The sequence below is a fragment of the Binatus soli (SeqCode) genome (genome assembly GCF_050015535.1).
Lineage (GTDB): Bacteria > Desulfobacterota > Binatia > Binatales > Binataceae > Binatus > Binatus soli.
This window is the reverse complement of the sequence record NZ_JBEKBF010000006.1, coordinates 57,588-81,586: the sequence shown is the minus strand read 5'-3', so window position 1 is coordinate 81,586 and position 23,999 is coordinate 57,588. Positions and strand designations below refer to the sequence as shown.

The 23,999-nt window shown below is 61.5% G+C and carries 22 protein-coding genes; 6 read left to right on the top strand and 16 right to left on the bottom strand.

Annotation, left to right across the window (positions count from 1 at the left end):
* Positions 1-79: 79 nt before the first annotated feature.
* The 9 genes from kdsA to ABR989_RS06045 form a co-directional block, all read right to left on the bottom strand.
* Positions 80-922, bottom strand: a complete 843-nt coding sequence (kdsA, locus tag ABR989_RS06085; RefSeq protein WP_428126808.1) for a 3-deoxy-8-phosphooctulonate synthase — start codon at positions 920-922, stop codon at positions 80-82.
* Complete coding sequence (pyrG, locus tag ABR989_RS06080) at positions 910-2,565, bottom strand: CTP synthase (RefSeq protein ID WP_428126586.1); 1,656 nt, start codon at positions 2,563-2,565, stop codon at positions 910-912. Before pyrG ends, kdsA begins: the two co-directional genes overlap by 13 nt.
* A gap of 19 nt (positions 2,566-2,584) precedes the next feature.
* A complete protein-coding gene (gene kdsB, locus ABR989_RS06075; RefSeq protein ID WP_428126583.1) occupies positions 2,585-3,313 on the bottom strand; it encodes a 3-deoxy-manno-octulosonate cytidylyltransferase in 729 nt (242 codons plus the stop codon).
* A 573-nt stretch (positions 3,314-3,886) separates the two neighbouring features.
* Positions 3,887-4,012: a hypothetical protein gene (locus ABR989_RS06070; protein WP_331960894.1), complete on the bottom strand. Its 126-nt coding sequence runs from the start codon at positions 4,010-4,012 to the stop codon at positions 3,887-3,889.
* On the bottom strand, positions 4,009-5,196 hold the full coding sequence (locus ABR989_RS06065; RefSeq protein WP_428126581.1) for a serine hydrolase: 1,188 nt from the start codon (positions 5,194-5,196) through the stop codon (positions 4,009-4,011). Before ABR989_RS06065 ends, ABR989_RS06070 begins: the two co-directional genes overlap by 4 nt.
* Positions 5,197-5,308: 112 nt before the next feature.
* Positions 5,309-5,875: a tetratricopeptide repeat protein gene (locus ABR989_RS06060; protein ID WP_428126578.1), complete on the bottom strand. Its 567-nt coding sequence runs from the start codon at positions 5,873-5,875 to the stop codon at positions 5,309-5,311.
* 432 nt (positions 5,876-6,307) lie between these two features.
* On the bottom strand, positions 6,308-6,601 hold the full coding sequence (locus ABR989_RS06055) for a hypothetical protein (RefSeq protein ID WP_428126576.1): 294 nt from the start codon (positions 6,599-6,601) through the stop codon (positions 6,308-6,310).
* A gap of 192 nt (positions 6,602-6,793) precedes the next feature.
* Positions 6,794-7,540 (bottom strand): glycosyltransferase family 2 protein, encoded by a 747-nt coding sequence (locus ABR989_RS06050; RefSeq protein ID WP_428126574.1) that lies wholly within the window; start codon positions 7,538-7,540, stop codon positions 6,794-6,796.
* 15 nt (positions 7,541-7,555) lie between these two features.
* Positions 7,556-8,035 (bottom strand): flavin reductase family protein, encoded by a 480-nt coding sequence (locus ABR989_RS06045; protein ID WP_428126572.1) that lies wholly within the window; start codon positions 8,033-8,035, stop codon positions 7,556-7,558.
* Between the two features lie 217 nt (positions 8,036-8,252).
* Here ABR989_RS06045 and ABR989_RS06040 point away from each other — a divergent pair, with 217 nt between their 5' ends.
* Positions 8,253-9,068 (top strand): L,D-transpeptidase family protein, encoded by an 816-nt coding sequence (locus ABR989_RS06040; protein ID WP_428126570.1) that lies wholly within the window; start codon positions 8,253-8,255, stop codon positions 9,066-9,068.
* On the opposite strand, the gene nuoD is transcribed toward ABR989_RS06040, so the two are convergent.
* Genes nuoD through ABR989_RS06025 form a run of 3 tightly spaced genes read right to left on the bottom strand, consistent with a single transcriptional unit; the run spans position 9,065 to position 11,160 of the window.
* A complete protein-coding gene (gene nuoD / locus ABR989_RS06035; protein ID WP_428126569.1) occupies positions 9,065-10,279 on the bottom strand; it encodes an NADH dehydrogenase (quinone) subunit D in 1,215 nt (404 codons plus the stop codon). The two genes, ABR989_RS06040 and nuoD, sit on opposite strands and share 4 nt — an antisense overlap.
* Before the next feature lie 21 nt (positions 10,280-10,300).
* Positions 10,301-10,801 (bottom strand): NADH-quinone oxidoreductase subunit C, encoded by a 501-nt coding sequence (locus ABR989_RS06030; protein ID WP_428126566.1) that lies wholly within the window; start codon positions 10,799-10,801, stop codon positions 10,301-10,303.
* 5 nt (positions 10,802-10,806) lie between these two features.
* Entirely contained in the window at positions 10,807-11,160 is a 354-nt protein-coding gene (locus ABR989_RS06025; protein ID WP_428126564.1) for an NADH-quinone oxidoreductase subunit A, read from the bottom strand.
* A 267-nt stretch (positions 11,161-11,427) separates the two neighbouring features.
* Between ABR989_RS06025 and ABR989_RS06020 the strand changes: the two genes are divergently transcribed.
* The 5 genes from ABR989_RS06020 (at position 11,428) to ABR989_RS06000 (ending at position 18,418) form a co-directional block, all read left to right on the top strand.
* A complete protein-coding gene (locus tag ABR989_RS06020; protein ID WP_428126561.1) occupies positions 11,428-12,753 on the top strand; it encodes a DUF1329 domain-containing protein in 1,326 nt (441 codons plus the stop codon).
* Between the two features lie 164 nt (positions 12,754-12,917).
* On the top strand, positions 12,918-13,997 hold the full coding sequence (locus ABR989_RS06015; RefSeq protein WP_428126559.1) for a phosphotransferase: 1,080 nt from the start codon (positions 12,918-12,920) through the stop codon (positions 13,995-13,997).
* A gap of 15 nt (positions 13,998-14,012) precedes the next feature.
* A complete protein-coding gene (locus tag ABR989_RS06010) occupies positions 14,013-14,801 on the top strand; it encodes a nucleotidyltransferase family protein (protein ID WP_428126557.1) in 789 nt (262 codons plus the stop codon).
* 167 nt (positions 14,802-14,968) lie between these two features.
* A complete protein-coding gene (locus ABR989_RS06005) occupies positions 14,969-16,264 on the top strand; it encodes a glycosyltransferase family 87 protein (protein ID WP_428126554.1) in 1,296 nt (431 codons plus the stop codon).
* The gene (locus tag ABR989_RS06000; protein ID WP_428126552.1) at positions 16,265-18,418 is read left to right on the top strand and encodes a YybS family protein; all 2,154 of its coding nucleotides are present in this window, start codon (positions 16,265-16,267) and stop codon (positions 18,416-18,418) included. It begins immediately after the preceding gene.
* A gap of 47 nt (positions 18,419-18,465) precedes the next feature.
* Here ABR989_RS06000 and ABR989_RS05995 read toward each other — a convergent pair whose 3' ends face one another.
* The 4 genes from ABR989_RS05995 to ABR989_RS05980 form a co-directional block, all read right to left on the bottom strand.
* Positions 18,466-19,674 (bottom strand): CaiB/BaiF CoA transferase family protein, encoded by a 1,209-nt coding sequence (locus tag ABR989_RS05995; RefSeq protein ID WP_428126550.1) that lies wholly within the window; start codon positions 19,672-19,674, stop codon positions 18,466-18,468.
* A complete protein-coding gene (locus ABR989_RS05990) occupies positions 19,674-20,942 on the bottom strand; it encodes a CaiB/BaiF CoA transferase family protein (RefSeq protein ID WP_428126547.1) in 1,269 nt (422 codons plus the stop codon). The genes ABR989_RS05995 and ABR989_RS05990 overlap by 1 nt, the downstream gene beginning before the upstream one ends.
* A gap of 2 nt (positions 20,943-20,944) precedes the next feature.
* On the bottom strand, positions 20,945-21,637 hold the full coding sequence (locus ABR989_RS05985; protein WP_428126544.1) for an HAD family hydrolase: 693 nt from the start codon (positions 21,635-21,637) through the stop codon (positions 20,945-20,947).
* 66 nt (positions 21,638-21,703) lie between these two features.
* Positions 21,704-23,854, bottom strand: coding sequence for a transglycosylase SLT domain-containing protein (locus ABR989_RS05980; protein ID WP_428126542.1), 2,151 nt, complete (start codon positions 23,852-23,854; stop codon positions 21,704-21,706).
* Positions 23,855-23,999: the final 145 nt, after the last annotated feature.

Sequence of the window (23,999 nt, the reverse complement as noted above, 5' to 3'; positions counted from 1 at the left end):
ACTTGCAATTCGCCGCGAACTTGCGCTCACTACTTTGCAATCACCGCGCGTTACCTCACACAAACCCGGCTAGCGCAAATCAGTCGGCCTCGTGAGACAGGTGATGGATTCGCTTGAGCGTATCGAGCAACGCCGGCAGGTCGTCGAGCCGATATGAATTGGGACCATCGCTGAGCGCCCGGTCGGGGTCCTCATGCACTTCCATGAAAATTCCGTCGATTCCGGCCGCAGTCGCCGCGCGCGCCAGCGGCGCTACGAACTCGCGCTGACCGCCCGAGCATTCGCCGCCGGCGCCCGCGCCCGGAAGCTGCGCCGAGTGGGTCGCATCGAAGACCACGGGGTAGCCGAAGCCGCGCATTATCACGAGCGATCGCATGTCGGAGACGAGATTGTTGTAGCCGAACGAAAACCCGCGCTCGGTCAGAATGATTCGCCGCGTACCCGCCCTCTCGGCCTTCGCGACCACCGCCTTCATGTCCCACGGGGCGAGAAACTGGCCCTTCTTGATATTAACCGCGCATCCGGTCTTCGCGGCGGCCTCGATAAGATCCGTCTGGCGGGAGAGCAGCGCGGGAATTTGAATAACGTCGACGACCTGCGCCGCAGCCGCGGCTTGCGACGGTTCGTGAATGTCGGTCAGCACGGCCACGCCCGCCTCGCGTTTCACGCGCGCCAGAATCTCGAGCCCGCCTGTCAAGCCGGGGCCGCGAAACGAGTCGTGACTGGTGCGATTGGCCTTGTCGAATGAAGACTTGAAGACCAACGGCAGCTTGGCGCGACGAGCGATATCAGCCAGCCGCGTCGCGTGGCGGATGCATGATTCGTAGCTCTCGATCACGCATGGACCCGCGATGAGCACAAGTTCCGGCCCGCCAAAAACGGCGTCGCCGGCTTTGACCCGGGCCACGCTCACGAAACCGATCTCAGCTCCCGCACCTTCGGGCGCTTAACTCCCAGCTCCGAGCGGCGCTGTACGGCCGCGCGAATCAAGCCGCGAAACAGCGGATGACATTCGAGCGGACGCGACTTCAGCTCGGGATGGAACTGGCAGCCGAGAAACCACGGATGCCCCTTCAGCTCCATTATCTCGACCAGGCTATCGTCGGGTGAAGTGCCGGTCGCGATGAGGCCCACTTTTTCGAGCCTCTCGCGATATGAGTTGTTTACTTCGAAGCGATGGCGATGGCGCTCTGAGATGCGCGCCTTGCGGTACAGCGACGCCGCCAGCGAGCCCGACTTCAGCATGCACGGGTACGCGCCCAGGCGCATCGTGCCGCCTTTTTTCGAGACGTCCCTCTGCGACTCCATGATGTCGATGACGGGGTCGGGCGAGTCCGGCGCGTTCTCGGAGGTGTTGGCTCGCTTGAGGCCGAGCAGGTCGCGCGCCGCCTCGATCACCATCATGTGCAGGCCGTAGCAGATCCCGAGAATCGGCACGCCGTTTTCGCGGGCGTAGCGGACGGCGCGAATCATGCCCTCGGTGCCGCGCGCGCCGAAGCCGCCCGGAACGATTATCGCGTGGGCCTGGGCGAGCCGCTCCTCGACGTTTTGCTTTTCGAGCTCTTCGGAATCAACGTAGTCGATGTTGACCCTGGCCTCATTGCTGATCGCGCCGTGCGCGATCGCTTCGTGCAGGCTCTTGTACGAATCCTGCAGGTTGACGTATTTGCCGACCACCGCGACGTTGACGGTAACTTTGGGATTTTGCGCGGTCTTGACGATTCGCCGCCACTTGGAGAGGTTCGGCGCGCCGGTCCAGATGTTGAGCTTCTCGCACACGCGCTGATCGAAACCCTCGTCGTGAAAACGCAGCGGCACCTCGTAGATCGTCGGCACGTCCGGCGCCGAGATCACGCAGTTCTCCTCGACGTTGCAGAAGTGGGCGATCTTCGCCTTGAGCTTTTGTTCGAGTTGGCGATCGCATCGGCACAGCAGGATGTCAGGCTGAATCCCGAGCCCGGTCAGCTCTTTGACGCTGTGCTGCGTGGGCTTGGTCTTGAGTTCGCCCGCGGTGGGGATAAACGGGACCAGCGTCAGGTGCACGTATAGGACATTTTCGCGGCCGAGGTCCCAGCGGAACTCGCGCACGGCTTCCAGGAACGGCAGGCTTTCGATATCGCCGACCGTCCCGCCGATCTCGACAATGATCAGGTCCGCGCCCTCGGCGGCGGCGAGGATGCGCCGTTTGATCTCGTCGGTGATATGCGGAATCACCTGCACGGTCGCGCCGAGGTAGTCGCCGCGCCGTTCGTTCTGAATAACCGTGTCGTAGATCTGGCCGGTGGTGCAGTTGTTGCGCCGCCCCATCGGAGTCTGCACGAAGCGCTCGTAATGGCCGAGGTCGAGATCGCTCTCGGTGCCGTCGTCGGTTACGAACACTTCGCCGTGCTGGGTCGGACTCATCGTGCCGGGATCCACGTTGATATACGGATCCATCTTCAGCAGCGTGACCTTGAGCCCGCGTGCCTCAAGCAGCGCGCCCAGTGACGCCGCGGCCAATCCCTTGCCGAGTGACGAGACCACGCCGCCGGTTACGAAAATAAATTTTGTCTTTCCCCGCTCCACGTTGAATCCCTCCCCATCCTCAACGAGTTGATTGCGCCGCTGCCGCGCGGGCGCGCGCAAGGTCGTCCGCGGTATCTACTTCCAGCGAAGGCGCCACCGACTTAACCACTCTGATCGCGTAGCCATGCTCGAGCGCACGCAACTGCTCGAGCTTTTCCAGGCTCTCCAACACACCCATCGGAAGGGCGGCAAATTTCATGAGGAACTCGCGCCGGTAAGCATAAACACCGATATGGCGCAGCGCCTCTTTGGGCATCCCGCCGTCACGCGCGTGTGGAATCGGACTTCTCGAAAAGTATAGCGCGTTCCCGTCCGCGCCGCACACGACCTTCACCTTGCTCGGATTCGTCCATTCGGCCTGATCAACGATCGGCGTCGCTAGCGTCGCCATTTGAATCGACGCGTCCGATCGCATCGCCGCCGCAAGCGCATCCAGATCGGCCGGGGAAATGAACGGTTGATCGCCCTGCACGCTGAGATAGATATCGGCGTCGAGCTTCGAGGCGACCTCGGCGATTCGATCGGTGCCGCTCTGATGCGCCGGCGAGGTCATGATTGCTTCGCCGCCCGCCGCGCGCACGGGCGCCGCGATTCGTTCATCGTCGGTCGCAACGATCACGCGCCCAACCGACTTTGCCTTCGACGCCTGCCGCCACACCCGGACGACCATCGGCACTCCCGCGATCTCCGCCAGCGCCTTTGCGGGCAGGCGGGAAGACGCGTACCGCGCCGGTACGACGGCGATCACTGAGAGGTCGGCCAGAAACTTTCTCCGCTGTTCGAGTTTGTCGATCCGAGGGGCACGTACATTGGTAACTGACCGCCGCGGCGTTTGTCAATTTCGCGCGCGCCGATTGCCAACACCCACAAATAAACGGGCGCCCCGGTTGCAAAACCTGAGGGCTGTCGAATGGCAGGCACTGGTTCAGTTTGGATGAAGGGGATGATCTATTCAGCCTGCCCCCCGGCAGATGCAGCGTGCTATGCGTACTCTATGGTCAACCGCCAGGATATCCCGTACTCGCTGGGCTCGCCCGAAATCAGGCGACTCCGCTTCCCGCGGAATTAATTTTGACGGAACGAAACTATCCTTAGATGGCAGCCGTCCCAAAACCACTACTAATGGTATGAATTTCTCTTTTCGGCTCTTTTTCGATCAATCAGAATCGGGCCCGTCGCAGTCTTCCGGTCGACGAACTGAACCAGTACCGGCTCGATTACCAACACTTCGCCGATCCTGCCGGGCCGCCCGGCGTCACAAACAAACGGGCGGCCCCGGATTGGGCCGCCCATCGAAAAGAAATCGCGACGCGCGCGCGAACTACTTGCCGCGAATACGGGTCCGCCGCATCTTGCGCAGCCGTGACTTCGCCTGATGCGGATCGCTCTTCTTCTTTCGCGCAAGTTTGCGATTGCGCCGATTTCGCTGCTTCGAGGCTACCTTCATTGGTTCTCCTGGTTCGGATTATACGTCGGCGGCGCCGATGCGTTGTACGCCTCGCCCGGTCCCGTCTGCCGGGCGGCAAACGCGATCGGACTTATCGCCATCACTTCCGTCATCGCCTGCCCCTGGTCCTGCACGATCACTCGTCCCAGCGGTTCTCCCGACGTAACCGGCCCGTCGATTGCCGGCGGTACATCGTACACCAGCGTGACCGCCGAGGCATCGGCCTTCCGCACCACAACTTTGAGATCGCTCGCCGCGACCGGTTGAATCAGCGGACCCGAACTGACCTGCACCTGTACCGGAAGCGGCTGGCCGGACTTGAGCAGCGGCACCGAGGTGAATTGCTCGAAGCCCCACTCCATCACTTTCGCCGCCTGCGCAAAGCGTTGCTGATTCGACGGTGCGCCAAGAATCACCGCGATCAGCCGCATGTTGCCGCGCTTGGCCGTGGTCGTGACGTTGAATCCGGCCTGATACGTGAATCCGGTCTTGAGCCCGTCGCACCCTTCGAAACGGCCGATCAGATGGTTGGTATTGTTCAGCACGCAGACGCCGTTGTCGAAATCCATCTTCTCTTGGCTCGACCACATCAGCAGGTTGGTCTCGCGGATGATCGCGCGGCCCACCATGGCGAGATCGTAGGCGTCGGTGCGATCGGCGTCATGAGTCGGACGCGGCGGCAGTCCATCGACGGTCTGATACTCCGTATGCATCATTCCGAGTTCGCGCGCCCGCTCGTTCATCATGCGGACCATCGCTTCGACCGATCCGCCGATCTTTTCGGCGACTGCGACCGCGGCGTCATTGGCCGATTTGACGAGCGCCGCTTTCATCAACTCGCGCAGCGGATAAACGTCGCCCTGCTTGAGGCCGACGCGCGAGCCGCCGGTATGCGCGGAGCGTTCGGAAATTCTGACCAACTCATCGGACTTGAAACGACCGGCGTTGATCTGCTCCTGCGCGACCAGCAGGAGCATCATCTTGGCCATCGAGGCCGGCGGCCACTCCATGTCGGCGTTGTACGCCATCAGCACGCGGCCGCTGTCGGCATCTTCGAGCAGCGCACCCTTGTAGAGTGGCGCTCCCGTCGCGCTTGCCGTCCGCTTCGAGCGGACCGCCTTATGCCGGCGCGATTGCACTGTCGCGCCCGCGGGCAACGCCGCGAACACGACGGCCGCGCTCAACATCACCGCCGAGCCAAACAAGACTGCGGATTTTAAATTAACGATTGCCCGCCTCCACCTACCCAATTCCACCACCGGTTTGTCCTCTGCCGTAATCCGATTCGCCGCACTTCTAAGGAATGCGTATGAACCCGCTTGAGTCGGGCGCACCCTTCGAGCCGCTGCTTTCGACGTGTTGCAGAATCGCGAGGTTGGTCCGCGCCGGCGCGTAATTGGGAATCTCACCAACCAGTTCTTTCCATTCCTGGCTCGCTCTGACGTACTTGCCTTCCTCGGCGTAGATTGCGCCGAGCGTGTTGCGCGCGTCCGGTTGACTCGGATCTATTTGCAGCGACAGTAGCGCTTCCTGCTCGGCTTGTGCGAGCGCTCCGCGCCGCTCATATGCGAGTGCGAGGTTGAAATGCGTCTCGGGCCGTTCCGGTCCGAGCAGCGCCGCCAGCCGCAGCACTTGAGTCGCGTCGCGAGTCTGCCCGCTTTCGAGGTAGAGCAGGCCGAGGTTCAGGAACAACTGCCAGTCATCGAGGCCAAGACCGATCGCCTTCTGATACTCGGCGAGTTCCTGGCGATGCTGTCCGACGACGCCGTACGCGAAGCCCAAGTGGTAATGTGCGAGCGCGTTGGTTGGATTATGGTTGATAACTATGCGATGACGGCGGATTGCCTCGGGGTAATCTTCCATACCCAGAAAGTAGTCCGCCAGCGGATCGCAAACTTGCTCGTCGTAAGAACTGCTTTTGGCGCTAGCCCGCGCGCTGATCGGCGACTGGAGTACCAGCGCGATCAGAACCAAAAGACAAATGCTCGAACTGCGACAGCTCAACAACTTATTATCTCCCGCGGCCCGCGGCCCGCGTCCCGCAGGAAGAAATCCGATGCTAGCAGGAATTTTCGATTAAAAAAAACGCGCAGCGTGTTTTGGACGCCGCCCGCAGGAAAAAAAAGCGTCGTGCCAGCCGTGGACCGGATAAATCCGCGTTCGCGCGGCCGGCCGGACGCCGGAGGCAAAGCCGTCTCCGCCCCCCGACCCTGGGTGGATCGATGTACCTTAAGCGATTCGATCCAGGGCGGCTGCCAATGCAACCGCCCTTGTGGTTATCAAGCCTGAGCGAAATTACGGAGTAGCGGGAGCCGGAGCGGCTGCGCCACCAGCCGCTGCACCGGCCGATTTGCCTGCCGCTGCGCCTGCCTCGGCACCGGCTGCTGAGCCAGCCGCCGCGCCTGCTTCGACCGCCTTCTTGTGGCGATGATGTTTCTTCTTGGCTGCCGCCGTCGATGCTGCCGCGGCCGGGGCTGCCGCGCTCGCCTCCGCCGCTGGCGCTGCAGGCGGGGCGTCTTGGGCGAAAGCCGGCATCGCCAACGCGGCGGCGAAGAAAGCTGCGGAAAGGATTGAAAGGGTGCGCTTCATACTCTTGGATCTCCTTGATCTGGGCGGCCCTTAATGGGCCGCAATGTGACTATTAGGGCTATTGCTATACCCGTGCCATCGGGGTTTCCGCAAGATCCCTACGGAACGACAAGGTAATTTCGCCGGGCGGACGGTCCCCGATGACGCAATCGGTCTATCGTCTATCCGCTTTGCGTCTGCGTTTGTCTCCTTTCACGGTCGCCCCGGACCCCCATATCCTCGCCCCTGGCGCTCAGCTCTGAGCTCTCTATATAGCGCTATTAGCTCCTTAAACGCCCGCGCGACCACTTTGAGATTGGCGCCCGACTGCTCGCCCGTCAGCCGGGGCAGATGCTTTACGTCCACCTCTATTACCTTTGCGTTACGGCCCGCCAGCCGCGCCATCAGCTCAGTCGAGATCATCGCGCCATGCGCCCGCAAATCCATCCCCTCGAGCTTCTCGCGCTTGAACAATTTGAAGCCGCAATCGATATCGCTGATGGTGATGCCGAGTAGAACACGAACCAGAACCGTCCACGCCTTGCCGTTGATTCTGCGAATCAGATGGTCGGCACGGCGCACTCGGTGCCCGGCAACAACGTCGTATTCGGGAACAAATGGCGTCAAACGCTCCAGATCTGAAGGATCGAACTGCCCATCGCCGTCGCATAGCAGCACGTACTGCTTGGTCGCCGCCCGGATTCCGGAGATTACCGCACCGCCGTAGCCCTTGTTGGTAGGATGACGCACGACCTTGACGTGCGAATCCTCCGCGGCGAGGCGCTCGGCGATCTCGCCGGTGCGATCGCGGCTGCCGTCGTCGACCACGATTACCTCGAAGTCGTCTGCGACACGCGGCAATTCGGCCAGGTATGAGCGCACGACGCGCTCGACGTTGCCTTCCTCGTTATGCGACGGCAGGAAAACGCTGATTGCGGGGATTCGGACCGGGGAGCTCACGTTGGCATGGGCGATCTAGTCGCCGAGCTCACGGTATCCGCCGCGGAAAAACAGCAGCGGCTTGCCCTCGTGGGGCGTTTCGGCCTGCTCGACCTCGCCGATGTAAATGGTATGGTCGCCGCCGTCGATCGCGCTGGTCACTTTGCACTCGAGATAAGCGAGCGCACCGTCGAGGATCGGGGCGCCGTTCGCGCCAATTTTGTGACTGACGCCCTCGAATTTGTTGCCGCCGCTGATCGCGAATTTGCGCGACACCGCTTCCTGGTCGCAGGCCAGTATATTGACGGTGAAGATTTTGCTCTCCTCGAAGCAGGGATAGCTCTCGGCCTTCTTGTCCACGCAAACCAGGGCCAGCGGAGGAACCAGCGAGACCGACGTAAACGCGTTGGCAGTCAGGCCGTGCAGCTCACCCGAGCTGCGACGCGACGTGACCACGGTAACGCCGGTTGCGAAATGACCCATCACGCGCCGCAGTTCGTTCTTTTCGATTGCCATCCAAATCTCTCTGCGCGCAGATGCTATCAGACGATTTTGCCGACCGTCAAAGCGCAAAGCGCGGCCGCGCGCGAGGTTGTTGTCCGTCGATGAATGCTCCCGGCAATGCTCGCCGATAAAAAAAATCGCAGATTGACGCTACTTTACAATTGACCTGGACACCAAGCGTTCCCAAGATAGAGAATGTGACCGCGATGCTGGAGCTTTGCTGGAGTTGATGGGCCGGATTGTTGGATCGATCGCCGCCGGATTGGTCGTTGCGGCCATAGTCATGATGTGCGCCGCCGAGCCCGGGCGTGCCGAATCCTCGGCGGCGATCATGTTGCAGGACGTGCCGATCACCGCCGGCGACGCGGAGAAAGCAGGCACAATGCCGCCGCCTCCGCCCTACGATCCGACCGCGGTGAAATACGTCGATCCGGGGATGCCGACGCCCGATCCGCGGGCGACTCTCACTCCGACGCCGACCGCGACGCCAACTCCTCCCGCGCAGGTGAAAATCGACGGGGTCCGGACCGATCGCGTGCCGACTCCGGGTCAACTTCTCTTCAAAGCGACGCGCGACATAACTTTCATGGATCCGCTCAGTTGGTCGGTGAATATTTTCAAAAAGCGCCACCAGTTGATCGTCTATTACAAAGGCCGGATGTTTAAGAACTACCAGGCCGTGTTCGGGCGCAGCTTCGAGCCCGGCACGAAACTGTGGGAAGGGGACCGGCGCACGCCCGAAGGCGTTTACACGATCGTCGGGAAGCATCCGAGTCGCCGCTGGGGTTGGTTCCTGACGCTGAACTATCCAAACCTGCTTGACCGGCGCCGCTACGAAGAACTGCGCGACGGCGGCGCGGTGCCGAGCGAAGACGGCCATCCGGTTGGAATGGGCGGCAGAATCGGAATCCATGGCACCGACGAACCGCTGCTGAACAGAGGCAATATCAACTGGACCACGGGATGCATCTCGGTGGACGACGAAGATGTCGAAGAGCTGAAGCGGCTGCTCCCCGACGGCACGGTAGTGATAATCAAACCCTAGCGATCGCACTCTCCGCCGACCATGTTGATCATATCGAACGTCGTGATGATGTCCGGGATCATGTGGCCGATGAGCATCTTGTTGAGCGCGCCCATGCCGAGAAAGCACGGCGGCCGCACGCGCACGCGATATGGCCGGCCGCTGCCGTCGCTCACGATGTAAAAGCCCAACTCGCCGTTGGCGGCCTCGACCGCCTGGTAAACCTCGCCGGCGGGCACGTGGATGCCCTCCATGATCAGCTTGAAGTGGTTCATCAGGCCTTCGATCGAGTTGTACACCTTCTGCTTTTCGGGCAGGACAACCCCGGGATCGGTGATCATGACGGGACCTTCGGGCAGCGTCGCGAGCGCTTGCTCGATGATACGCTTGGACTGATACATCTCCTGGAAGCGGACGTTGAAGCGATCGTAATTGTCGCCGCGGTCTCCCGTCGGGACCTCGAACTCCATCCGGTCATACACCAGGTACGGATGCGCCTTGCGAACGTCGTACGACACGCCGGCCGCGCGCAGCAGCGGACCACTCAGCCCGTAGGAGATTGCCTCCTGCTTCGATAACTTCCCGATCCCCGCCATCCGGTCGATGAATATGCGGTTGCGGCTGAGCAGCTTGTCGCAGTCGGCGAGAACCTGATCGAGGCGCGCGAACGAAGATTTGATCCGATCGGTGAAGTCCGCCGGCAGGTCATGGGTCACGCCGCCGACGCGGCACCATGTCACGGTGACTCGCGCGCCGGTCACAGCCTCGATCAAGTCGTAGAGAAACTCGCGCGCCTCCATCATGTAGAACAGAACGGTCTGCGCGCCCATCTCCATCGCCCCCGCACCGAGGCAGGTCATATGGTCTGTGATGCGCGAAACTTCGCTCATGATCAGGCGCACGTACTTGCATCGCTCAGTCGTGTCGATGCCGAGCAGGCGCTCGACGGCGAGCGCGAAGCCGACGTTGTTGATGCAGGGCGAGGCGTAATTCAGGCGGTCGGTGTAGGGGAAGCATTGTGTCCAGGTCCCCTGCTCGCACATTTTTTCGAATCCGCGATGCAGGAATCCGACCTCGACGTCGCAATCGACGATCCGCTCGCCGTCGAGCTTGAGGTTGAGCTTGATGGTGCCGTGGGTAGTGGGATGCGACGGCCCCATCTGGAGTTCCATGATCTCGTCGGAGGGGTCCGACGGTACGATTTTGTCCTTCCAGCGCGCCGGTAGTGCCATGGCTTGTATCGGGTCGTGTCTTCAGCGCGAGGAGCGAATCGGATTCACGACCGGGTCGATCTCCGGGACGATCGGTTGGCGTTTGTTGTAGTGGTAGTCCTTGCGCAGCGGATGACCCTCGAAGGAATCGTACATCAGGATGCGGCGCAAATCGGGATGGCCCTTGAAAACGATTCCGAACATGTCGAAGCATTCGCGCTCGAGCCAGTCGGCGGCGCCCCACAGGCCAACGACGCTGTGAACCCACGGATCGGCGCCGTCCACGCCAATCTTGACGCGGATGCGATGGCCGCGGGTGAGCGAGTTCAGTTGATAGACGACCTCGAAGCGCGGTTTGCGCTCGGGCCAATCGACGGCGGTCACGTCGGTCAGGAAATTGAAATCGAAGTCAGGCTCGTCGCGCAGCGCGCGGAAAAAATCATACGCGCGTTCGCGATCGATGGTGAAAGTTTCCTCGTCGCGTGCATTTTGCGCGTCGAGAATTTCCCCGCCAAAGCGTGCCTTTAGTTTTTCAATCAACATCTCAGCTAGTCCCAATCGAGCGCGCCGCGCTGCCAGGCGTAGAGCAGGCCGACGCACAGAATCGCGATGAAGATAAGCGCCTCGACGAAGCCGAACATTCCCAGGTAGCGCAGCTCGACCGCCCACGGATACAGAAAAATCACCTCGACGTCGAAGATCAGAAACAGGATTGCCGTCAGGTAGAAGCGCACCGAAAACCGCCCCCACGCCGAGCCGCTCGGCGGGTTGCCGCATTCGAAAGCTTCGCTCTTGATCGCACCGGGACGCTTGGGACCGATCAGCATGTTGATCGTGCACATGACGCCGACGATCACGCCGGCAACAAGCAGGGTCACAGCCACGGGATACCAGGTTGTCATTTCTCGATCTGCCTACAAGCACTTCTTATCTTGATATCAATACCTGATGAGCGGGTCTTTTGGAACGGTCGCCGATTTTTTTGAGGAGGCGCGACCGCCGTCGGCAGGCGCTAATCGAGCCATTAGACCCCAACCGGTTCGCCACGATTAGCGCTATTGACGATTTCGAGCCGCCGGACTAATTTCACAAGCCACATAATGATGTTAACGGATTGTTGCGGGACGAAATTCCAAACACCGGCAAGCACTTGCCGAAAGGGAATCAACATGAATCGCGCAATCGGATGGGGAGCTTGGTGCGGCGGAGTTCTGACTGCTTTGATGCTGGTGGTCGGTATTACCAACGCGCCGGTATCGGCCCAGGTAAAGCCGGGAGATTTCATCACCCCGGACGACGCGTCCAAGGTCAAAGACCTGCTCCCACCAGGCGCGTACTTGCGCGTCCTGCACGGTATGTCGATCAAGGTCGAGCCAACCGAACGCATAGACTGGCCTCAGCCTTACACCGAGGCGACCGAAAAGTACTCGAGCCAGACCAGGCTGACCCCCGACCATCGCAGCCTGATTGGCTACGTCGCGGGTCAGCCGTTTCCGATCATCGACGCCAACGATCCGCAGGCAGCCGAGAAGGTGATGTGGAACGAAGTCTTCCGGCCAATATCTACCGACGACTACGATCTGCGCTGGTTCGATTGCGACAGCGTGTACTGGGGCCGCAACAAGCCGTTTTTCGAGATCACTGACATCGAGATCGGCCACTATGCGGGCTACAACGAAGTCGGACGCACCGAAGTCGAACCGCTGCCGATCGATCCCGATTTCAATACAACTGGACGCTTTTACGAGGCGCTGCTCTATCCGGTTCTCGCTCCGGCACAAGGTCGGGGCAACGGGATCCTCAAGTTCCGCTACGCCGATCCGAGACACGATGACGACAGTTGGACCTGGGAGCCCGGTACGCGCCGGCTCCGGCGTCTGAGCTACACGTTGAGTGACAACCCTTCAGGCGGCGCGCAGTCTTACGATCCCAACCACTACGAGGGCTGGAGCGGCAAGCCCGAGGACTACAATTTCAAGTTCCTGGGCGAGAAGACCATGCTCGCCGCAATCGACATCCATCATGGCGTCGATCCGCGCTGCCCAACCGACGGCGGCGCAAGCCATTGCCCGGACCCGTGGCAACTCAGGCGGCTCTACATGATTGAGGCCAAGGCACGGCCGGGACGGTACGCCAGCTCCCTTTACAGCCGCGAAATTATCTACATCGACTCGGAGGCCGACTTCCCGATGTTCGTGGACATGTATGACAACCGGGACCAGTTGTGGTTCAACTACACCGGGTGGATGAACTATGCCGATCGGGCGCGCGCCGACTCGCGCATCGCGATTTACCCCTTCAAGCGCCAGTTCCAGGTCGGATCCTCGACGGTTGACGTGCAGGGCGGGCTTTCCACCGTTTGCTACCATCCGTCGATGAATGCTCCGTCACCCGAGGGCTGGTTCATCAACATGGGCGCCGTGGATCGCGACTGGTTCACTCCCGAGGCGATGGCGCGCGCGGCCGAGGGCGGACATGGGTTAGCGGGCGACTGATGCCCGGCGTGATCGAGTAAAAGAGTCGCGCGACTGATTGAGAAATAAACCGGCGCGGCCACCAACGGCCGCGCCGGTTTTTCGTCTCTCACTTTTCACTTTTCACCTTTCACTGGCGCGCGTGATACTCGCGCAGCCGCGACTCCGCCGATAAGATTCATCACGTGCAACACGACGAAGAGTTGGAAAAATGGGCGGCAGAGGCGGTGGCGCGGCGATGGCCGCGCGCGCGCATCGACAAAATCGCCGCTCTCCGCGGCGATCTCTCAACGCGTCGTTTCTGGCGCGTATCGATTGCGCAGCACAAGGAGAGCGCCGCCCCGCAGGACGAAACCGGCGCGCCTCCCACCGCGATCCTCGTCGATCTCGGGCCCGACGACTTCCCCCGCTACGTTCGCGCGCTGAATCTTATCCGTGGCCGCCGCTACGAGCCGCCGTGGATCGACGTGCATCGGTCGCTCGAGTCGATCGGCGCACCCGTTCCCGCACTCTACGATGCGGCGCTCGCCCGGCGCGCGATGCTGGTGGAAGATGTCGGCGAACTCTCCCTGCTCGGCGCCGTCCGCCGTCCCGGCGCCGACGCCGCGGACCTGTTCCGGCTCGCCGCCTCCGAACTGATTCGCCTGCACGTTGACGGCACCGGTCAAATCGACCGTCGATGCGTCGCGCGGGAGATCGCCTACAGCGGCCGGCTGTTCGAATGGGAGATGAAGGAATTTGCGGAAGTTGGCCTCGCCGCCGTCGCACCGGGCGCCGACTTTTCACCCATCGCACCCGAGCTGAATCGGCTGGCCGCGCGGCTCGATCGCTTCCCACGCGTGTTCTCGCATCGCGACTACCACGGCCACAACCTGTTCATCCAGGACGGCCCGCGAATTCGAATCATAGATTTTCAGGATGCGCTCATGGCGCCGGCCGCGCAGGACCTCGCCGTGCTCCTGACGACCCGCGACACCGATGAATTCATTACGCCGGTAATCGAGCGCCGCATCCTCGACTTCTACTGCGCGGGACTCGCGCGGCGCGGCATCCCCGCCACGCTCGACGCGGCGCAATTCATGAGCAGCTATCGCATGTGCGTTTTGCAACACGCGCTCAAGATGATCGGACGCTTCGAGATGTTCGAGCGCGGCGGCAAGACCGGATACCGTCCCTACATTCCGCATGCGCTCGCACAGGCGCGCCGGATGCTTGCTCAGATGCGCGCCGAGTTTCCTGAACTTTGCGCGGCGCTCAGCGCTTAGCAGGGTGTCTATCCAATGAAGGCATTGGTACTGGCAGCCGGGATGGGCGAGCGGCTTCGCCCGCTGACTGACGTGACGCCGAAACCGATGCTTGAACTCGGCGGTCGGCCGTTGATCCATTATCCGCTCGCGATGCTGCGGCGCGGCGGCATCACCGAGGTCGCAATCAACGTCCATCATCTGGCGTCCACCGTTCGGCGCGGACTCGGCGACGGATCGGGGCTCGGACTGCGCATCACGTATGCGCCCGAGCCGGTTTTGCTCGGTACCGGCGGCCCGCTCAACAACCTCCGGGAGTTCCTGGGTGGCATCGAAAACGAAAATACATTCGTAATCGCCAACAGCGACACGATCCTCGACCTCGACCTGCGCGCGATGCTCGCGTTCCATCGCGACCACGCCGCACTCTCCACCATCGCGCTGTTCCGCCCCGCCAACCTCGATTACTACAGCCGTCTCGAAATCGACGCCGGCCAAAAACTCCGCCGGATGCGCCTGCTTGCGCGCCGCGACCCGCTTCAATACGACGACTACCCGGCCGCGCTCGCGGCCGACGTCGCAGGATCGCTCTCGCCGTTCATGTATTGCGGCGTGATCGTCGCGGATCAGGCGGTATTCGACCTGATGCCGCCGGCGCCACCCTGGAGCATCATGGCCGGCCTGTTCGCGCCGATGGTCGCAAACGGAATGCCGGTGTTCGGCTACGTCCATCGCGGATACTTCCGCACGATCGACGATCTCAAGACTTACGACGCGCTCAAAGCCGAGTTCGCCTCCTCGCCGCCGCAGGGAATCTTCATTTAAGTGTCTGTGAACTCCAGCGCCAGGCAGAACCGGTCCGTTGCGGGGCCGTGGAAAGCCCCTTGGACTCAAAACCGAGCTCGAACTTCGCGTTTGCAAGCCGCCCGGTGCTGGCGCTGGTCCGAATCAGGATTCAAAATGGTGGGATGAACCCAGCCCCGTTTTCTAAAATGGGAATTCCAGCTCAGCCGCGGCTTCCGATTATCAGGGCTGGCGCGGCGATCCTCGCGATCGTCGCGGCGCTCTCGCTCGCCCAACGCCTGCGCGCGGTCTCGCACCGCTACGACGACGTCGATTTCGTCATGTTCTATGGCTGGTGGACCGATTATTCGAGCGGCGGCGACCCGTGGATGGTGTCGCGCGAACAGGTCGATTTGCGACCCGGTCTATCGCTTCCGCGCTATTGCAATTATACGCCGTTTTTCGTCGAGGTATTTTCTCCCCTCGCCCGGCTCGACCAGAAAACCGCATTCTGGATTTGGGAGGCCGCGCAGATGATGTGCCTGGTGGCCGCCGTGCTATTGCTGGCGCGCGGGAACGCTCCGCCGCTCGAGGCAGCGCCCACGATCATTGTGCTTTCACTACTGCTGCTATCGCGCCAGTTCGCGGGCACGCTGGTGATGGCCCAAGTCACGCCGACGCTGCTGGCGCTGTTGTCCGCGTCATGGTTCTGCGCGCGCCGCGAGCGTCCGGCGGCAGCCGGGCTGTGCTTGGCGCTCGCGGCGTTGGTCAAGCTTTATCCCGCGGCGGCCGGCGGATATTTTTTGTTTGGCCGCCGTTGGCGTGCGCTCGGCTGGACCGTCGCCTTCTTCGCCGCCGGCGTGCTGCTGACGAATCCCTTCCGGTGGATCGAGCTCGCGATGCAGGGAATGCCCATTTCGTACGACACCATCGTCATGCTGCACGTTACCTTTGCCCTCGGGCACGCCGAACTCACCGTGCTCGCTTTTGTGCGAAAAATCGTAGCGCACTTCGCTGGCACTTCGATCATCGCAGCGCCGCTCTTCGCAGTCTTGGGGTTCACCGCGCTGATCGACCTCGCGCTGCTCGCAATCGCCGCGGCGGCCACTATAACGGGCCGCGAAAGCGCCGACCTCGACGGTCTCCTGTTCGGACTGTGGGTCGCGCTAGCGCTCCTGATGTCGCCGCTTGCGTGGATCCACGAGACCCTGCTCCTGCTGCCCGCGTACTTGTTCGGGACGCTCGCCGCATGGGATGGTTTCCACTCCCGCGAACCAGCCCGGCACATCGCCTTGATCGCCGGTGCCGCGATGCTCGCGGTCTGCATCGTGACCGGCCTGATCAAGGCGGTGCCGCATCCTGGATTTCCGGTGCTGTTGGCTGCATACCTCGGCGCCGCGCTGATCTTCCGGGCGCGGATGCAGTCGGATTCGCCGCGATGTGGCTCGGCGGTTCGCGCCTCAGCTCCGGCGCGTGCGCCACGGAACGGAGAATTCACCACTTAAATGGCGAGACTAGCGCAGGAATATCGGGCGCAGGAACATCGTGCGATAGGTCTTTGCGGTCTGTTAAGTCTTGCGGGTTACTTCGCACTGGCGATCTTGTTCTTTGGGCGCCCGCTGTTCGAAGGACTCTCATCGTTTGTGCTCGGCAAAAGCACTGACGCCGGAACCTACATTTGGTCGCTGGTCTGGTGGCCGCACGCGGTGGCCACCGGCATCAATCCATTCATCACCAAAGCCATTTGGGCGCCGCTCGGCGTCAACCTCTCATGGGCGCCAGCAATCCCGCTTGCAAGCTTTGTGGCATATCCACTGACCAACTCACTGGGACCCGTGGCATCCTACAACCTGCTCGTATTGCTATGCCCTGCACTCGCCGCCTGGAGCGCATTTTTGCTTTGTCGGTACATATCAGATCGCTATTGGCCGTCGTTTCTGGGCGGATACGTATTCGGTTTCTCACCGTATGTTCTTCACCATATCGCCATCGGACACTTGCCCCTCTTGTTCGTATTTCCAATCCCACTCGCGGTGTATGTTGTACTTCTCAGGCTCGACGATCATATCAGGGACATGAGCTTCAGTGTCCTCCTTGCCGCGATATTCATTACTCAGTTCCTGCTCTTCATCGAAACCTTTGCCACTCTCGTGGTATTTGGAGCTATCGGTATCTTGGTCTTCTATGCGTTCGCGGAGCATGAGTTGAGAGAACGCATCGCCCGGATGATCAAACCTATCGCGATGAGTTTGGTATTTGTCGTGGTCTTGCTGGCGCCGTACTTCTACTACATCTTCGCTTCTGGCTTTCCCAACGAACGGGTAAACTCGCCAACAGCTTTTTCCATAGACGTCCTGAACTTCTTCATTCCAACCCCCGATCTTCTGGTTGGCGCAAACCATTTGCTCATCAAGGTGTCAGACACCTTTGCGAAAAGTAGCGAACCGACCGGCTACCTGTGCCTGCCCCTTCTGGTAGGTCTAATTTGGTTCGGTTACCGGCGATGGGGCGATCTGATCGGCAAAGCACTAGTTGTATTTGTGAGCGTTACGTGCGTGCTGTCCATCGGTCCTCGATTACATTTCGCAGGACACGTCGGACCAGGGATGCTGTGGAAACTAGCCACTCATCTTCCGCTTTTGAACAGCGCGCTTCCGTCGCGGTTCATGATCTATGCATTTCTCGCACTGGCTGTGGTTGTGTCCCTGCTTATGAGTGCACGAGATATGTCAGCACCTCGGAAGTATGCAGCGGCTGCTTTGATAGTTCTTTTTCTATTACCTAACCCGTTGAGCGAATATTGGAGGGCCATAAACACATCTCCGGAGTTCTTCACTACTGAGTTATTCAAACAATATCTGGCCAGGGACGAAACTGTGGTTGTGCTTCCCTATGGAATGACTGGTAACTCGATGCTCTGGCAAGCTGAGAGCGACATTTACTACCGGATGGCCGGGGGCTACACAATGGCTGTTCCGCCAGACGCGTTTTTGGCCTGGCCGATTACCAATTACTTTCTTCATAGAGATGCTATTCCGGATGCGGAAGATCAGTTGAAGGCTTTTCTCGCGACTCATGACGTCCGCACCGTATTAGTCACTGACGAAGCATGGTCTCTCTGGAAGCCGCTGATGTCCACCCTTGCTACCAGCTTTCAACATGCCGGGGGCGTGTACATCTACCGCGTTCCGGCCGAGGAGTTGGCGCGTTACCGGACGCTTACCGCAATCGAGATGGAAACCCGGTTCGATACTGCTCGATTCGATGCGCTGTTAATCGCTGCGCAACAATACGTCGCAAACCGAGGTGAAGTTTCAAAGCTGACGCCTTTCGAGCTTCAATCGCGTCGGTTGCTGCCCTCCGGCTGGGTCAGCGATCGCGACATTAGAACTCGAAATGGACTGTATGTCGCACCCGCGGCCAACGATGAGATGGCCGTGGGCATCACCGGCTCTTACGAAGCTTTGAAACCCACCATCAAGCGCTATTGCGGCTTCGCCAGAGAGATCTATTTCCCGTATCCCAGAAAACTTTCCGAGCCGCCGCGAGGAAACACTTTCATGCGGCTCCTCGTAATGGATTTCAGTCGCGATGGCCTCGCGAAGGCCGCGCAAGCAGCGAAGCAAGCAGGCGCCATCTCGCCGGTCCCTGCAAAGTAACGTTGGGTCTGGGGAAATCCTGATCCGACTCTGCTTCCGTCCCATCCCTAAATGAGCACTTTCGCTTCCTTGAGCCTTGCGATTTCCGCGGCACTGTAGCCGAGCAGCTCGGTCAGCACTTCATCGGTATGCTCGCCGAACATCGGCGCGCCGCGATATTCGAGATCGATCGCGCCGAAATTCACCGGAAGTCCCGGCACGACGCGTTCGCCGACTTCCGAATGCTTCAACTTCACGAGCATGCTCGAGCGGGAGAAGACGGGATCCTCCATCAATTCGGGAGTGCTGTAGACCGGGCCCGCGGCGAGACCGCGCGCGCGAAGTTTCGCGACCAGTTCATCGCGCGGATGGACGCGCGTGCGCGCCGCGATTTCGCGCTCGAGTTCCTCGACGTTCGCGAGGCGGCTGAAGAGTCGGGCGAACTTCGGATCGGACCCCATCGAAGGCGCTCCGAGCGCCTCGCACAGCTTGCTGAACTCGTCGTCGGCGGCGATCGCAATCGCGATCCATTTGTCGTCACCCGCCGCCGGGAACACGCCATGCGGCGCCATCGACTCGTCGCGATTCCCAATCGCGGCCTGCTCGCGCCCGTTCATCAGAAAATCCATCATCGCTTCGGGCATCATGGTCGTAATCATCTCGGCCATCGACAGGTCGATGTACTGCCCCTCGCCGGTCCGATCGCGATAGTGCAGCGCCGCGAGCATAAAGAACACCATGCCGGCGCCCACCGCGAAGTCCGGCCACGTTCCGCCGATCCCGCACGGAAACGAATCGGGATAGCCCGTGATATGGCACAACCCGGCAAAGGCCTGCGTCGTCGGCCCAAAGCCTACACTACCCGCGAGCGGACCGTCCTGCCCGAGCGGAGTGCCGCTCAGCATGATTATGTCGGGTTTGATTTTCACGAGATCGTCGTAGGCGAGATTGTATTTCGCCATGTTGCCGACGGTGAAATTTTCGGTGACGAAATCGCTCTGCCGGATAATCTTTCGCGCGATTTCCTGCGCCTCGGGCATCGCAAGATTCAGCGCGATACTGCGGCGCGAGGAATTGATCGCGTGGAAAATTCCGCTGCGGTTGGCGCCAATCGATCCGTCGGTGCCGGTCAGAAATCGCACCAGGTCCGGCGCGCCCGACGTCTCGATCCTGATTACGTCGGCGCCCAGCGCGCCCAGCCACGCGGTCGCGTGCGGAACGGCGTAAATCCATCCGAAATCCGCGACCCGGATTCCTTCCAGCGGCCGGGTTCCCATCAGATGATCCCCGCCGCGGCGAGTCCTGCGAGCTCCGCATCCGACCGCCCGATTCTCTCGCCAAGTATCTTTTGATTGTGCTCGCCCAGCATCGGCGCCCCGCGCACGATTCGCCATGGCGTGCGCGCGAACTTGCACGGAGCGCCGGGCATCCGCACTTCTCTGGCGGCGGGATGCTCGAGGTCGATGAAAAATTTCCGCGCCTTGTATTGCCCGTTGCCTGCGACTTCGGCCGGGGAATACACCGGGAAGCACGGCACGTGCTCCGCCTGCGCCTTCTCGAAGGCCTCGGTTCGCGTCTGCGTAGATAGCCAGTCGATTACTCCGGCTTCGATCGCGTCGATATGCGCGGTGCGGCCCATGATAGTATCGAACAGCTCGCTATCCATCCACTCGGGATTACCCATCGCCTTCTTGGCGCCACGCCAGAAGCGATCGGTGCCTGCGTTGAAGCTCACCCATCCATCCTTGCACGGATAGACCCACTGCGCGGCCATTTTGCGGCGGGTCGAGAGCCGCTGGAACGACGGCGAATCGGGCGCCTCGTGAGAGTAACACCCGATATTGGGGCGAATCATGCTGATCATCGAGAGCCACTGGCCGACATCGACATGCTGCCCCGCGCCATTAGTCTTTCGGCTGTATAGTGCGCACATCGCGGCGGCCGCCGCTGTATAGCCAGTCAAATAGTCAGACTGCCTGCCGCCGAGCTTCAGCGGCGGTTGATTCGATGGGTCGGTCACCTGATGCCACGGGGTCTCGTAGCCGACGCCGCTCATGTGTGTGGCGACCAGGTCGCCGCCGCGTAGATTCCGGTAGGCCGACTCGGCGCCGAAAAAAGTTATCGACACGACGATCAGTTTCGGAAATCGGGCCGTGAGCGTGCGCCAGTCAATCCCCAGCTTCTCGTTCAGTTCCGGACGATTCGGATTGAAAACAATGGCCGCCGGCGCGAGCAATTCGAGCGCAAGATCGCGCCCGCGCCGATTTTCAAGGCCGATCGTCACGCCGAGCTTGTTGGTGTTGAGGTAGAGATGCAGCCCGCCCGTTTCGGGGTCGGGCATCTCATCGCGAAACGGTCCCAGCGCGCGTTCCTGCGATCCCGTTCGCGGCGGCTCGACCTTGACGACCTCGGCGCCGAAATCCGCGAACGACTTCGCGGCCATCGATGCGGCCAGAAAAGGCATCGTGTCGAGGCACGGCAGCTCGACGACCTTGAGGCCTTCGAGCGCGCGTGGCGGCTCCTGGAAGGGCTCGAAACGCGCCATCGCTACTCGAGCATTTCCGCTTTCAGATTGTCGATGAGGTCGATCAGATCAGCCATCGAGCTGATCACGTAGTCGGGTTTGAAATACGGATGGGTCTGCAGGTATTTGAACGACGCCGCGCCGGTGGCGACCGCCACCGACGCGCCGTAGCCCGCGCCGAGCGCGGCCATGGTGTCGCGTGGCTCGTCGCCAACGTACATGCAGGCTCGAGGATGAATCGCGGCCTTGAGCGCGGTCTGTTTGAGGCTCTGGGTCTTGTCCAGCGCACGGATCGAGCTTGTGGTCTGCGTCACGACCTGGTCCAGGTACGAGGCGAGCCCGACCATCGCGAGCTTCTCGACCAGCCGCTGCGAATCACCCGGGCGGCTGGTAATCACGCCGGTCGCATAGCCGCGCCGTTTGAGTTCGGCCAGGGTATCCTGCACGTGCGGCAGCACCTCGAGGCGCTCGGTCTTGTCGATTTCAGCCAGGAAGTATGCGTACGCGAGCTTCACGTACTCGGGCCTGAGATGCTCCGGCACTCCGAGCCATACGTCATCGCTGGAAAGCGCCTCGCGAAAGCGCTCGTGGGTGAGCGGCGGATCGTGGCCAAGTTCGTCGAGCGCGTTCTTCGCGGCGATATACAACGGGCCATGGATATCGACCAGCGTGCCGTCGAGATCGAAGAAGACCGCCTTGAATTTGCGCGATGCCAACAAAATTCCTCGAAGGTTCCCAACCGGAGTGTGTAGAGATGGGAAGCGCGCTGTCAAGCGGGGTCGCTAAGGACTCCGCTGATACAGCAGCAGATACTCGCGCCGCCCTCCGATCACTTTCTTTACGTACTCGCGCGTCTCTTTGTACGCGATATTCTCGACCCACTCGTCGTCAGCGCCGGAAAAATCGGCCACCCACTTCGCAACCGCGTGCTCGCCCGCGTTATACGCGGCGACGGCCCGAAACGCGTTGCCGCCGAACATCTCGAGCAGGTTTTTCAAATACGCCGTACCCAGCTCGACGTTAACCGAGGGATCGTAGAGACGGATTGCCTCGCTATCGATGCCGTGCTCGGACGCCATCTTCTCTGCCGTCGAAGGAATCAACTGCATCAAGCCGCGCGCGTTCGAACTCGACGTGGCATTGGGGTTAAACAAGCTCTCCTGCCGCGCCAACGCGAGCACCAGGTAAGGGTCCAGCGCGAGCCGGGTGGACGCGGACTGAAAGAGATCCCAGTACGCGCGCGGATAGCGAACCCGCTCGGCGGCGGCGTGGCTCATCTGCCCGTTCTTTTCCATGTGCGTGGCAGCCACGATCGCGTCATACCACGCATCGGCGCTCGCGAATCCGGCCAGCACGAAACGCCGCATCTCGACGGTGCCGCCGGCATGTTCCTCGAGCGCCTTCAACTCGCCGGGTTCAAGTTCCTTGAGTCCCATCGCGCGGATCGTTTGAAGCCGCGCCATGTGATACTCGGCGGCGCCGGTGACGGCCGGCGCCGCGCCGTATTCCGGGTCCGGCGCCGACGCGGCCGGAAGATCGGGTCTGGATGCCGCAACGCGCCGGCTGGCGAGCTCGGGATAGTAGTTGGTGTCGGTGCTATCGGCGAGTTTTGCGAAAATCGCGCGAGCATCGACGGAATCGCCCGCGTTTTCCAGCGCACGCGCACGCCAATACTCGCACATGTCAAGATTGGTCGCATCTTTCGCGTAAGCGCCGGCAACCTTGAATCCCGCCACAGCGCTGCGGTAATTGCGCGCCAGATACAAGGTCCAGGGTATGCGAAACCGTGCGTCCTGGGCCGCGTCGCTCCCGGGATAGCGCGCGGCCAGCCGTCGATATTGCGCACGGGCGGAATCAAGCCGGTGCTGTTCTTCGAAGATTCTACCGATACGGAGCATCGCACCGGGCGCGAGCGCGCTGGCCGGGAAATTCGCGACGAGTCTGTTCAGCGTCGCACGTGCGAGGTCGTCTTGATCGTCGTGCCAGTAGATAAGCGCCAGAGCTTCAAGGGCCGCCGGCGCGTCCGGTCCGCGGGGCGCGATTCGCAGATACTCGAGGATGGCGCGCCTGGCGCGGTCGGGCTGCGGCTTGAGCGCTCGCGCGGTCACCCAAACCAGTTCCGCGCGAACCGATGGCTCCGGCGCCATCGCAAGCCCCGCGCTTGCCTGCTCTTCGGATGCGGACAAATCGCCCTCGCGCAGCAGCAACTCGGATTCGTCGCGATGATAAGCGAGCGAGGCCGTGTCGGCCAGCTCGGGGTTCGACGCGAGGAGCGAATGAACGATCGTGCGCGCTTCGCCGTCCGCGTCGGAGCGCGGATACTTGTCCCGCAGTTCCATCGCATCCGCATAGGCTGACTTTGGATTCCCGAGCGCGACAAGCGCCTTCGCCTCGGCGATGCGCGCGGGCTGCTCGATAGACGCTTCGGGCGTCCGCGCAATCAGCCGCGACGCGACGCCGTAGGCCTCGGCGTTGCGGCCGAGCTTCAGCAGATTGTCCGCCAGGGTCATCTCGGCGCGATCGATCAACACGCTATCCGGATACGACCTGACGAGGCGATCGAGCGTGTCTGCCGAGGCGTTCAGATCGCCCTGGTCGTGCTCGGCAAGCGCAAGGTAGAAGAGCGCATAGTCGCCGAGCGCGGGAAAATTAGAGGCGGCGAATTTGAGACGATCGATCGCGCGTGAATTGTCGTGGTTCTGGTACGCGCGATAGCCGTCGAGGAACGCCGTCTGTGCATCGGACGGCGGCTCGATTGGCGCGGCGATGGCAGCGGGATGCAACGATAACGACGACGGCGTGGTTTCGGCCTGTGGCGCAGCTTGCGAGGACGCGGCCGCTGAGTCGGCACGCGCGGGCGCCGACGCGCATCCGGCGAGCAGCATCGCGGATAGAATCACTATCGTCCCCTCGCGCCACCATTTCGCTCCCATGCGATCTGGGTTAGCGCATGCCCGACGCGGCTTCAATTGGCCATCACCTCTTTCTGGCAGAACGGTTCTCCGGCGCGACATCGGAGCGCCTCAGGCCACTGAAAAAAGAGTTGCGGGCGCGTGCGGCGTCTGGCAACAGTCGGTA